Consider the following 11868-nt stretch of genomic DNA (forward strand, 5'->3'; position numbering starts at 1 on the left):
TTTGCCATGATATGAAATTCCTTGCAAAAATCAAAAGATCTGAGGCTCAAGATCTGGGGAGAGTGTTGCAGTTCAGAATTAACAACCGCGCCTGAGGTGTTCTGTGCTGGCGGGCGATCGGTGCGTTTTGGCCTTGGCGGGCGTGTTTTAGCCGAAATCATTCCTGAAATGGATTGCCGATCGCCTAAGTGGGTGCTCGGGCCAATGGTTGCCGTTGATTTTTGGGCGGGTTCCATGGGCACAATTTGTGGCCCGGTCATTGCGAGAAGGGCCATGAAGCGGTACAAAGCGATCGCAGCGGGGCACTGTTCACTCGGGGCTTTGTGGCAATTGCGGAGCGGTGTGATCCATGACAGCGGATTTTTGGACTTGGTATGCGCAAGCGCGCCGCCAAGCATCGGAGCAGCAAGTGCCCATTGGGGAACTGGATTGGCTCTTGGTTGAATGGGCCGGGGTCGATCGGCTGCGGCTGCGGCTCCAGGTGGGCGATTTGCCTTCGGGAATCGACCTAGAACGCCTGGATCAATTGTGGCAACGGCGATTGATCGATCGCGTACCGGTGCAGTACTTGGCTGGGGTGGTGGGCTGGCGCAATTTTCGGCTGCAGGTGTCTCCCGGGGTGCTGATTCCTCGGCCCGAGACGGAGTTAATTGTGGACTTGGCTTGGGAGCTGACGGCGACGAATGCCCTCTTGCGGCGGGGGGTTTGGGCGGATTTGGGAACGGGGAGCGGGGCGATCGCCCTGGCGCTGGCGGAAGCCATGCCGGAGGCAACAATTTGGGCAGTGGATCGATCGACAGCGGCGCTGGAAATTGCCCATCTCAACGCCATGCACACAGGGTTGGATCACCGAATTCACCTCGCGTTGGGGAACTGGTTTGAACCCCTGACGGATCTGGCAGGCCACCTGGCGGGGATGGTTTCCAATCCGCCCTATATCCCGAGTGCGGAAGTGCCTGCGTTGCAGCCGGAAGTTGCTGACCATGAACCCCATGGGGCGCTCGATGGGGGATCCGATGGCCTCGATTGCTTGCGTCATTTGGTGAAGACGGCTCCGGCCTATCTCCGACCGGGTGGCGTTTGGTTGGTGGAGGTGATGGCTGGGCAGGCTCCGACGGTGATGGAACTGTTGTGGGCCAAGGGGTCTTATCAGGAGATTACAGCCCATCGGGATTTGGCGGGGATTGATCGATTTGTTTCGGCTAGATACCAACCGCTGCGTCGCCCGCTCTCTGTGGAAATCGCCCCCACCGCGTGATAATAGGAAGGTTATCTGAACGGGCTTTTGCCCTGGGTTGCCTGAGCGATTTCTAAGGGGCGATCGGGATGGCGATCGGGACTGGGATGGGTGCTTGATCGGGTGGTTGCGCTGGAATCAGTGCCGCCTCCAGAAAGAGCCGAATCCAGTTCCGTGGCGTTGACCGCATCCAGGAAAGCGTTCAGGCAAAAATGTTCAGGGAAAACGTGGCCTCTGGTCTGGGGCTGCGGCGTTGATGATCGTTCAGCTATGGTGTGTTGAAAGTTCATGTCCGTCACCGGTTCTACTTTGCCTAAAACCTTTTTGCTGCTTGGCTCCGGCGAGTTAGGCAAAGAGTTTGCGATCGCGGCCAAGCGTCTGGGCAACCAGGTGATTGCGGTCGATCGCTATGCCAATGCGCCCGCGATGCAGGTGGCCGACGAGGCAGAGGTCATCTCAATGTTGGATGGGGATGCGCTGGAGTCGATCGTGACGAAGCATCGCCCAGATTTCATCGTTCCGGAAATTGAAGCAATTCGCACCGAAAAGCTCGCGGAGTTTGAAGCACGCGGAATCACCGTCATTCCAACGGCCGCCGCCACCCACTACACCATGAACCGCGATCGAATCCGGGACTTGGCGGCGGGCGAGTTGGGGGTGCGCACGGCTCGCTATGGCTATGCGGCCGCCTTGGCGGAATTGCAGGCCGTGGCGGCAGAGATTGGCTTTCCGAATGTGGTGAAGCCGGTGATGTCTTCGTCGGGCAAGGGTCAATCCGTGGTGCGATCGCCCGAGGAGCTAACCACCGCTTGGCAATACGCCACCGAACAGGGGCGCGGTGACCAAGCCAAGGTGATTGTTGAGGAATTTATTCACTTTGAGCTGGAGATCACGCTGCTGACGATTCGGCAGTGGGCGGGGCCAACGTTGTTTTGCCCCCCGATCGGCCATCGTCAAGAACGCGGTGACTATCAAGAATCCTGGCAACCGGCCCCGATCGCTCCGGAGCTGTTGAAACAGGCCCAATCGATCGCCCAACGGGTGACGGAGGCCCTGGGCGGCGCGGGCATTTTTGGGGTGGAATTTTTCATCACGCCTGACGCTGCCATTTTCTCTGAGCTGTCGCCCCGCCCCCACGACACGGGCATGGTCACTCTCATCTCCCAAAACCTGAACGAGTTTGAGTTGCACCTGCGGGCCATTCTGGGGTTGCCCATCCCAGAAATTACGGTTTACGAACCGGCTGCGAGTGCTGCCATTTTGGCCAATCGCCAGTCGGATCCCGCAGAGTCGGTGGTCTATGACGGGTTGGCGGAAGCCCTGATGGAGCCGGGCACGGATGTGCGGTTGTTTGGCAAACCCAGCACCCGTCAATATCGGCGGATGGGGGTGGCCCTGGCGCGGGCTGACTCGATCGACCAGGCCCGGGCCAAGGCCAATCGAGTGGCGCGATCGGTTCAGGTCAACCTGACGGGGCTATAGGGAGCCGATGGGGCCGCTGAATGTGCTGCTGGAGCGATCGCCTCCGAGGCCAGCGACGATCGCTCCCCAAGGTCGGGCAGAGCGGAGGCCCCAACCGGTTTTCGATTGCGTTTTCTGGAGTCCAGTGTTTTTGCAAGGAGAATCTCGGTATGATGAGGGCGATCGTCCAAATGCATCCTCAAAAATCTTGAGAAAATGTTGGCCGCCGTGGTTTTGGGACTAGATCATTTTTGAAGAACCTTCAGCCCCATCCAGCCACCTTCAGGTCAAGCCATCTTCAAGCCATCTTTAGGTTAAATCGCCAATCAATTCTTGTTTCAATGCTGATCATTTTTGCGTTAACTGGTGGCTTTTCAACCCGGTGCTATGGAAGCCCCAACTAATCAACTTATCCAATGCATTGCATCAGCCCGGTTGAATTAGTCGGATTGAATGAGCCTGAGCGAATTAGCCCGACTAAATTAGCCCAATGAAACTAGCTTGATTAGACTGGCTTGCTTGAACTAGATTAAGTTTGTGTTCTACCTGTGATTCAGTTCGCGATTCAAGGGGGGGATCCTAGCCAAATCACAGACTAACTACAGATCAATAACAGATCAACAGCAGATCAATATCGGTGTTGCCCATCTAATTGCAGTTGAAATTGAATTTTTGGGGTTTGTTTCAGATTTTTTGTGCAGCCCATTCCGTTGTTTGAAGACGGAAGGCCGGTCAACCTCCCTAACAGCCATTTGTAGCCCGCACCATGTTGGAGTTTTTGCGTCCAGATTTGGTTGAGTTTGTCGCCTATCAGGCTCACCCGGGGGGAGAGTTACCCACGGGCGTTGAGATTGATCGTCTGGACACCAATGAATGTCCCTATCAGTTGCCGGAAGCGCTGAAAGAAAAACTCTGCTTAACCTATCAGAACCTGATTGAAACCAACCGTTACCCGGGAGGCGATCATACGGATCTGAAGCGGGCGATCGCCCAATACGTGAATGAAGCCTGCTCGGCCATTGCCAACGGCACGGCGGAGGCGATCGCCCCTGGGCAAATTTCCGTGGGGAATGGCTCGGATGAATTAATTCGATCGATCTTGATTGCCACCTGTGTGGGCGGTCGTGGTCGCGTGTTGGTGGCCCAGCCCACCTTTGGCATGTATGGGATTTTGGCCCAAACCCTGGGAATTCCGGTGGAACGAGTGGGCCGATCGCCCAAAACCTTTGAAATTGATCTGGATGCCGCGCGTCAGGTCATTGCCCAAGCGCAACTGACCCCCTCGCCCGTGCGGGTGGTGTGGATGGTGCATCCCAACTCCCCCACCGCCAACGCTCTGACGACGGCGGAACTCAACTGGTTGCGGGGACTGCCACCCAATATTTTGGTGGTGATTGACGAAGCCTATTTTGAATTCAGTCGTCGCACCGTGGTGGGCGAACTGCAAGCGCGGCCCAACTGGGTGGTGTTGCGGACGTTTTCGAAGGCGTTTCGATTGGCGGCCCATCGGGTGGGTTACGCGATCGCCAATCCCGAATTGTCCGCCATTCTGGAAAAGGTACGCCTACCCTACAACCTGCCCAGCTTTACCCAAGCGGCCGCCCTCGCCGCGTTGGCCCACCGCCGAGACCTGTTGGCGATCGTCCCAGAAATTTTGACGGAGCGCGATCGATTGCTCCAGCAGTTACGGGCCCTGCCAGGACTGGAACTGTGGGACAGCCAAGCGAATTTTCTTTACGCTCGCCTGAAGGGAGCCGCCAACACCGATGAAGCCATGGCTCATTTGGTGCAGCAGCTTAAGCAGCAGGGAACCCTGATTCGTCACACAGGAGGCGGATTGCGTATTACCGTGGGCAGCCCGGCGGAAAATGCACGTACTGTCGATCGAATGCGGGTGGCCTTGGCGCAAACTGTCGCCTCCCGCTAGGCGATCGGGCTGAAATTTGCTGCAAAGGTGCTTCCCCCTGATCGATCGGGGGGAAGCCGTTTTTTAGCAGCCAGACTTTAGCAGCGGAGTTCGCGAAATTTTAGGGGATATCTGAAAAGTCATCACTGCCACCTTGCGAGTCTCATCGATCATCGAAAACAAGGGGCTTCAGCCCCTTGCTCCACGACGACTCGTGCTTTGCAGGCCTCTCAAGTTACTTCTCAGACACCCACTTAGGCGCTAGATGGGATCACCCACTTCAGACATTAATTGCCGTAATTCCACCGGGCCCGATACCCCCGGTTATCCACATGGGTGAAGGTGGAGCCATATCCCAGACCCCCTTCCCACCAAGGATCCAGAATCCGCTGCACCGCTTGGGGCGAAAGACCCTCCACCACAAAATCCACCCCATGGCCTCGCATGTGGGTTGAGTTGGAAGCGCCGCCCACAGCCCGGTTCACCGCTGGCGGTCGATACCAACTGGTGATGGTGATGGCGCGATCGCCCAATTTGGTGCGAATTCGCTGCATCTGTTGAGCCATCCGCACAATGTTGCGGGCAATTTCTTCCGACTCAGGGAGCCTGGTGCCGTCCTTAGTCGCTTCTCCCCAGAAAAAGGAGCCGTTCGGCACAATTGGATCACGGGTTCCCACCACACCATAGCCAAGGATCCGAATGGCGGGGCCGCGGGAAGGCGCGGGGCTAGGACTAGGCGCGGGCGCAGGCTGAGGCGCGGGCGCAGGTGCGGGAGCCGGGGCAGGTCTTGGGGCCGGAGCCGGGGCGGGCACGGGGCTAGGAGCGGGAGCCGGGGCAGGGCTAGGAGCAGGACTGGCCGAAAGCAACTGATCGGCATCAATTAAGTCCACATGGCCGGCAAACACAAACCAAGTTTGGCGAGCGCCCACCGGCTCACTGAGCTGCACCTGATAGTGGCTGCCCGATCGACTGATGGCCCGAATCCGAAAATCGCCCGGCGATACGGACACTTCTTCATCATCCTTGAGTTCTGCGGAAGAGACGGGGCGCTGCTTAAAGATGGTGGGCACTTTGACCCGAATCTTGGGCAGGGGCGGAAAATTAGTTGCGTCCTTTGGCGGCGGGTAGGGCGGCACGTTCAATAGCTCGATGTGCCCCTTAAACACGACCCAATTTTTGCGATCGCGCAGGGGCTGCATCAACACCACGCTCAGGTGGGAATCGGGCGCTTCTTCGTAGCTTTCAAGGGGAAATTCACCCCGGGCCACACTCAGCTTCTCCGCGCTGCTCAGGGCCGAAGACAGGGCCACACGGGTTTTAAAAACGGTTTCGCTCTTGACAACCAGGGTGGGGACGGCGGCAATTTCCAAATGATCCTTAAAGATGAACCACTCTTGGCGATTCCCGATCGGCTCGATCAGGGTCACCCGATAGTGACTTCCTTCCAAGACGGCCGCCTGTACCGTGAGTTCGCGGGGGGCAACCGAGAGTTTTTCTGCGGTTGGCAGTTCACTCGACGAGACTGGCCGGCTTTTGAAGATCGTGGGTTGAACGATTTTCAGCTTCACCATAGGTTGCACCACACCGAAATACAGCGCCCAGTGATCTTGAACTGGTTGCAGTTACTTGGACATGCTAGCCATCAATAGGTTGGATGGCTTGAAGCTTCAAGGATTTTTACGAATTTTGCCACTCTCGTTGCCCGATCGCCATGGGGCTTCAGCCCTCGATCGCTTGGATTAGCCCTAACAACTGGCCCTAACAACTCATTCGCGGTGTCTACTCGATACTGACCATTGGTGTCGGCTAGCTCAACGTTAGTAGTCATAGCCGCTGCCGCCGAGGCCGCTGGGGGGCGCAATCCGGGGATCCGGCGCGATCGCCAGCCATAGGGGAAATTGCAACAACGAAAGGCTAATGCGGCCGTCGGACTCGTCCACCACAATGAACGGCACGCCACCGCCCCGCTGGATTCGATCGGCCCGTTGCGCCAAGGGATCCGGGGACTCAAATAGCATTACGCCCTGTTCGGCCCCAAAGTCGGCGCGGGAAATGCCCAGGGAGTCTTGCAGGCCGCGCCGCCAGTCGCCCAGCCGCTCGGGACTGTCGATCAGGATCAGGGTTCGGAGTCGATCGCCATGGATGGCCCGCAGCACAGAGATGGTGGCGGAAACCACCAGGATGTTTTGTAGACGGCTGCCCATGGTGCGCAGGGCCCCTCGACCGCTGAGGTCAAAAAACCACTGACTGACCCGATCGGCGTGAACCTGCTCAAAGGTGCGCCGCAAACGCCACGGGGGGCCGTAATAGTCCGGCCGGGTGCGATATCGCTCTAGGATTTGCTCAATTTTGCGGCGATCGCCCTGAAATTGTCCCTCGATCGCGGTGGGTGGCGTGGGGGCCGATCGCTCCGGAGCCGGGGCTGGAGTTGGGGCGGGCGGCGGCGCAAAGGATAATTCCTCGGCGGCGGCCACCAACTCTTGCAAACTGCCCACCAGGTAGTCCTTGAAACCCTGAACCCTGGCGGCAACGTTTTGGGATGCACCGGCAAACGTGCTTTTCATTTCCTGGCGAATTCGTTCCTGACGGCGCTCCAGTTGCTCAATGCTGGCGGTCAGGTTTTGGCGGCGCTGTTCCAGCTCGGCAGTTCCCAAGCTGAGAATGCGGCTGAGGTCGCGACGGGCTTGGGCAATTTCCGCCAGCAGTTGATCGCGTTGCTCTTGGAGATCGGCCACGCGATCGGCCAAGGCTTGGGTGGCTGATTGGGGATTTTGGGAATTTGAAGTTGGCGCTGGGTCTAGATTGGGCTGTGCGCTTGGATCGGGATCTGGGTTTGGATTTGGGTCTGCACTTGAAGTGGCTGCTGGCGTTGCTCGATCGGGGTTATCCGCTGGAGGCGCTGCCGACTCTGGAGCCGCGACGATCGGGGCCGGAGCCACCGGGGAGCTGTCGATCGGGGATTGTGCGTCGATCGTTTCCGGTGTCGCTGTCGGTTCCGGGGCGGGGGAAGCCTCGGGGGCCAAATCAGCGATCGATTCCCCTGTGGCTGTCAGCGCTGCTGTGCTCGATCGATCTGCCGAGCTGACCGGTGTTCCGGCCGTCGCCGCTTCTCCCACCTGGGGCGATGGGGCAGGGGTGGGCAACGGTTCATCGTCCCAGTTGGTTTCCGAGGGGCGATCGATCGATTCGGACAGATCAGCAATATCAGACATTTCAAGCACTAGATTGCAAACAGTGGAACGCTCAAGCGGAACAACACTGAGCGTTTAAACCTTGGCCGCCATCATCCCAGTTCCTTGAACGATTATGATTCGTAGCCGTTGATTAACCCCACCCGATTTTTGGTCGGGTTTCCCGAAAGTGACCGATCTCGCCAATTCCATCGCTCCCGCTCGATCGCCCTCAGAAATTTCCCCGGCGCTCGATCGTGCCCCAGCGGCCCTATTGCCAAGCGCGGCGCTTGGGTAGTTGTTTCGCTTCCAAACAGGCCCGCAAGAGCTTGGGGTCAAACAAGATGGGCAGGAAATGCAAGCTCTTCACTTCCTTGAAATAGAACAGGGTCGGTAGGTAGTACCAAAAGATATCCCAGTTTTCCCAATCCTGGTAAGGAAAGCGCCGAATCAGCTTGTCGCCCCGGTAAATGTCCAAAGCCGTTGCCGTGAACAACAGCCGCAGGGTGGCCGCTTGCAGGGTCAAAAACGCCGAAAACGCCGCCAGCGCCAACGCCGCCAACAAGTTCCAAGCCAAAAACAGAATTGAGATGGCCGCCAAACCCGTGGGCAACACGAAATCCGGCGGCAGTTCAATCACCTCCGAATCGGGCAGCGAGCCAGCGGTAGTTTCCCCAGGGGCGATCGGGGACAAGTCGGGCGACTGGACAGCGGATGGGGTTGCGTTGGGTTCAGGCATACTTAGGCGATCGCGAGTTGGAATCAATTGGGACGCGAGTTGAAATCAATGTTGAAATCAATTGGGATCAGTTGAGATCAAAAAAATACAGCAATAGTTCTGGAATAGCTCTGGGTATGGCCCTGGGATTGCTCCAGGCCGCTTTGGCGTTGAGCACAGTCATTTCAACGCGGCAAACATTTCAACGCGGCAAAGCGCAGCGATTGGATGACCAAGGGCAGCGGTCGCTGTCCCATTCTAAGAGGATGTTTGGAACGGCGCGATCGATCCTGCCCTTCACCCCTGGTCTGTGACTCATGCGCCGGTTCTCAGCACCTTTCTCCGCAAATTTACGGCAACGACACCCACCCGATCGCCCTGTTAACCTGAAAGGCACGAAGCGTTGGGAAAGCATGGAGCGATGGAAACAGCAGTCGATCGAGTGGTGAACCCTGAAGCGATCGCGCCGGATGTGACCCCGGATGTGACCCCGGATGTTGATTCGCCATCTTTGTCTCCTTTGCCTTGTGGGTTGGCATCCGCCCCGTCAGCGTCCGTTGGATTGGGACTAGCCACCCTGCGCAAGGTTCACCACATCGCCCTCAACGTCAAGGACATGGCGGCCGCCCGTCGCTTTTATGGCGGTCTGTTGGGTCTGGAGGAGTTAACGGGCGATCGGGTTCCCAGCACCCTTAAATCCCTGGTGGCGGCGGGCAAGGTTGCCAACTTTTTGCTCCCCGATGGCTTGATTTTGGATTTGTTTTGGGAGCCAGACCTACAGCCGCCGCACCCGGATCCGGATCAGCAATTTACCCGCGCCAATCATTTGGCCTTTGATATTGCCCCCGAAGCGTTTGATCGCGCCCTTGTCGTCCTTCAGCAGCACCAAGTGGCGATCGCCCATGGGCCCGTCACTCGCCCCACTGGTCGCGGTGTTTACTTTTACGACCCTGACGGATTCATGGTAGAAATTCGCTGTGATCCGGATCCAAAGTCTTCGGAGTCCAGTTAAGAAATCACCGTTGTTGCATTCACCCTTCGCCCCATCTTTGAACTCAATTTCAAAACTCAATTTCAAAGCTCAAGTTCATGAGCCAGTTTCAAAACTCAAGTTCATGAGGCAATTGCGGAAGATATCTGAAAAGCCAAAACAGACACCTGAATTTAGCCATTATTTGCGAGCAATTACCATGACTAATCTGCAAAATTCGACCGATCGCGCCACTCAATTTTATGATTGGCAAGGCTATCGCTGTAGCTATGATCAGTGGGGAACAGCCCAGCCGAATCAGCCAGTTTTGTTATTAATTCACCCGATCGGGGTTGGCCTATCGCGACACTTTTGGACGCGGTTCATTAATGCTTGGGAGCGATCGGGCAGTGCCTTAGCCATCTTTAATCCAGATCTGTTGGGCTGTGGGGATGCGGCCAAGCCTCGTTACGCCCTTTATCCAGAAGATTGGGCCGATCAACTGCTGCATTTTGTGCAAACAGTGGTGCAGCGGCCGGTGATTTTGGTGGTGCAAGGGGCGCTGTTTCCCGTGGCGATCGAGATGGTGGAGCGATCGACCAATGCCAACGGGGCGATCGACATTCGCGGCCTGATTCTCTCGGGGCCGCCTGCTTGGCAAGTGATGGCGGAAGTTGCGCCAAAGTGGCAACAGAAATTGCTCTGGAATGGGCTGTTTGACTCTTGGATCGGGGCTGCTTTTTTTCAATATGCGAAGCGGCGGCAATTTTTGAGTTCTTTTTCGGCAAAACAGCTTTTTGCTGCCTTGCCAGACATTGACGAAGAATGGCTTTCCATGCTGGATCAAGGGGCTGCGGATCCGGCCAGTCGCCATGCGGTTTTTGCGTTTCTGGCTCGGTTTTGGCAGAAGGGCTATGCCGAAAAAATTCGCAAAATCCCCTACCCAACCTTGGCCTTGTTTGGGGAAACCGCTTCTAGCATCAGCAAAAGCGGCAAGCAGGAAAGTCCCGATCAGCGTCTCAATCTTTACCTTGAAAACCTTCCCCAAGGTGAAGGCTACAAACTTCCAGGACGGAATGTTTTGCCCTATGAATCCACGACAGCTTTCACCCATGCGGTTTCAGAATTCACCCTCAAACTACTTGTAAAGATAGATTGACTGGAAGGGAATAAAAACTAAATCAATCGATAATTAAGCCAACTCGTTTCTACTCATCGTTATTCTGAACAGAATAGAGGGAAGCAGTGAGATTGTCGATTGCCCAGAATTGATGACAATACTTCGTCATAATTCAGTCATATTGAGCAGTAACAGCCTTTTGTGACGACAAGGGGCGATCGATTTGGCTCATTCCCAAGCCAATTGAAGTAAATGGGGTGAATAACGTCATGGATGCAGATGAACTGTTGGGGCGCTATCGCTTAGGAGAACGGAATTTTCGAGGTGCAGATCTCAGTGAAGTTAATCTGATTGCGGCTGAGCTACCGGGAATTAATTTGAGCGAAGCCAATTTGGTGTTGGCTAACCTAACCCGTGCCAACTTGAGTGAAGCCAATCTGAACGGCGCAAACTTGATTGGGGTAGATTTGATTGGGGTGAATCTCAGTCGAGCTAGCCTCACTTGGGTCAGGGCGATCGGGGCCAACTTTACCGGAGCCAATTTATCAGTCACTAACTCGATCGAAGCGGTCTTCACTGGGGCAACCTTTGATGGTGCTAATCTTCATCGACTCTGCGCTTTGGGGGCTGATTTTGTGGGCGCATCGTTGGTGGGAGTGAACTTACAAGAAGCAAATATTTTGGGAGCCAATTTTGCCGGGGCCGACCTGCATATGGCAAAGTTAGCCGAGTCCAATTTCCAGGATGCCTATTGGAAGTCTGCCAAGTTGCCTCCCGATTTGATGTTGAAACTACGTCAACATCAGCGCCATCGAATTCATAGCGCTGACACGAGTGCTGAAACGGCCTAAAGGCGCTTGACTGATTTTTGGGAGTGTGGTTTTCGCTCTGTACATCAGTGAAAAAAGCAGGCCATAAACTTGTAATCCAAAGGATCGATGGCATTGATCAATCATTTCTGGCGCTGAGAGTAATTGCAAAAATGGCAGAAATTTTGGACACCATGCCTATTTGGATGCTCAAGAAAGTCTGACAGTCATCAGGGTTTATCTTTTTTATTTGAGAATTGATTGCAAAGTCACAACAAGATCACACAGTTACTTGAGGCTGAGTTTCAAGTCTAATTCTGATATTCGCTTGATACAGCCTTCACCTAAAATAATTGGCACGCCATATCACAGATACCATGAAGCAACGGCTCGGTGGGCAGTGCCCACCCTACGGGCTACTAATCGAGGTAAGGGCTGTATTCATTGGTTCTGATACAGAAGTGTTGAATCTAAACA

At 55.7% G+C, this 11868-nt stretch carries 10 protein-coding genes; 7 read left to right on the top strand and 3 right to left on the bottom strand.

The window, feature by feature from the left end:
* Positions 1–349: 349 nt before the first annotated feature.
* The 3 genes from prmC to AMR42_RS15820 all read left to right on the top strand — a co-directional run bounded on the left by prmC (position 350) and on the right by AMR42_RS15820 (position 4625).
* Positions 350–1258: a peptide chain release factor N(5)-glutamine methyltransferase gene (gene prmC, locus AMR42_RS15805; RefSeq protein ID WP_099534616.1), complete on the top strand. Its 909-nt coding sequence runs from the start codon at positions 350–352 to the stop codon at positions 1256–1258.
* A 267-nt stretch (positions 1259–1525) separates the two neighbouring features.
* On the top strand, positions 1526–2719 hold the full coding sequence (purT, locus tag AMR42_RS15815; protein WP_099534618.1) for a formate-dependent phosphoribosylglycinamide formyltransferase: 1194 nt from the start codon (positions 1526–1528) through the stop codon (positions 2717–2719).
* Positions 2720–3464: 745 nt separating this feature from the next.
* Entirely contained in the window at positions 3465–4625 is a 1161-nt protein-coding gene (locus AMR42_RS15820; protein ID WP_099534619.1) for a histidinol-phosphate transaminase, read from the top strand.
* Positions 4626–4891: 266 nt separating this feature from the next.
* On the opposite strand, the gene AMR42_RS20640 is transcribed toward AMR42_RS15820, so the two are convergent.
* From AMR42_RS20640 to AMR42_RS15850, 3 genes are all read right to left on the bottom strand, one after another.
* Positions 4892–6175, bottom strand: coding sequence for a D-Ala-D-Ala carboxypeptidase family metallohydrolase (locus AMR42_RS20640; protein WP_158234513.1), 1284 nt, complete (start codon positions 6173–6175; stop codon positions 4892–4894).
* Between the two features lie 246 nt (positions 6176–6421).
* The gene (locus AMR42_RS15845; RefSeq protein ID WP_099534623.1) at positions 6422–7816 is read right to left on the bottom strand and encodes a DUF3086 domain-containing protein; all 1395 of its coding nucleotides are present in this window, start codon (positions 7814–7816) and stop codon (positions 6422–6424) included.
* A gap of 229 nt (positions 7817–8045) precedes the next feature.
* Positions 8046–8513, bottom strand: coding sequence for a DUF3119 family protein (locus AMR42_RS15850; RefSeq protein WP_099534624.1), 468 nt, complete (start codon positions 8511–8513; stop codon positions 8046–8048).
* 207 nt (positions 8514–8720) lie between these two features.
* Between AMR42_RS15850 and AMR42_RS20645 the strand changes: the two genes are divergently transcribed.
* From AMR42_RS20645 to AMR42_RS15870, 4 genes are all read left to right on the top strand, one after another.
* A complete protein-coding gene (locus AMR42_RS20645; RefSeq protein ID WP_158234514.1) occupies positions 8721–8882 on the top strand; it encodes a hypothetical protein in 162 nt (53 codons plus the stop codon).
* Positions 8883–8913: 31 nt separating this feature from the next.
* Positions 8914–9504, top strand: coding sequence for a VOC family protein (locus tag AMR42_RS15860; RefSeq protein ID WP_099534630.1), 591 nt, complete (start codon positions 8914–8916; stop codon positions 9502–9504).
* Between the two features lie 178 nt (positions 9505–9682).
* Entirely contained in the window at positions 9683–10621 is a 939-nt protein-coding gene (locus AMR42_RS15865; RefSeq protein ID WP_099534626.1) for an alpha/beta fold hydrolase, read from the top strand.
* 230 nt (positions 10622–10851) lie between these two features.
* Positions 10852–11433 carry a pentapeptide repeat-containing protein gene (locus tag AMR42_RS15870; RefSeq protein WP_099534627.1) on the top strand — a complete coding sequence of 194 codons (582 nt, stop codon included), beginning with the start codon at positions 10852–10854 and terminating at the stop codon, positions 11431–11433.
* Positions 11434–11868: the final 435 nt, after the last annotated feature.

This window comes from Limnothrix sp. PR1529 (assembly GCF_002742025.1).
In the GTDB taxonomy this organism is placed as follows: domain Bacteria; phylum Cyanobacteriota; class Cyanobacteriia; order CACIAM-69d; family CACIAM-69d; genus CACIAM-69d.

What these genes read in the sequence shown, in the direction of transcription:
- AMR42_RS15865 (WP_099534626.1), top strand. Translation starts at nt 9,683, where the DNA reads ATGACTAATCTGCAAAATTCGACCGATCGCGCCACTCAATTTTATGAT.
- purT (WP_099534618.1), top strand. Translation starts at nt 1,526, where the DNA reads ATGTCCGTCACCGGTTCTACTTTGCCTAAAACCTTTTTGCTGCTTGGC.
- AMR42_RS20640 (WP_158234513.1), bottom strand. Translation starts at nt 6,175, where the DNA reads ATGGTGAAGCTGAAAATCGTTCAACCCACGATCTTCAAAAGCCGGCCA.
- prmC (WP_099534616.1), top strand. Translation starts at nt 350, where the DNA reads ATGACAGCGGATTTTTGGACTTGGTATGCGCAAGCGCGCCGCCAAGCA.
- AMR42_RS15860 (WP_099534630.1), top strand. Translation starts at nt 8,914, where the DNA reads ATGGAAACAGCAGTCGATCGAGTGGTGAACCCTGAAGCGATCGCGCCG.
- AMR42_RS15870 (WP_099534627.1), top strand. Translation starts at nt 10,852, where the DNA reads ATGGATGCAGATGAACTGTTGGGGCGCTATCGCTTAGGAGAACGGAAT.
- AMR42_RS15820 (WP_099534619.1), top strand. Translation starts at nt 3,465, where the DNA reads ATGTTGGAGTTTTTGCGTCCAGATTTGGTTGAGTTTGTCGCCTATCAG.
- AMR42_RS15850 (WP_099534624.1), bottom strand. Translation starts at nt 8,513, where the DNA reads ATGCCTGAACCCAACGCAACCCCATCCGCTGTCCAGTCGCCCGACTTG.
- AMR42_RS15845 (WP_099534623.1), bottom strand. Translation starts at nt 7,816, where the DNA reads ATGTCTGATATTGCTGATCTGTCCGAATCGATCGATCGCCCCTCGGAA.
- AMR42_RS20645 (WP_158234514.1), top strand. Translation starts at nt 8,721, where the DNA reads ATGACCAAGGGCAGCGGTCGCTGTCCCATTCTAAGAGGATGTTTGGAA.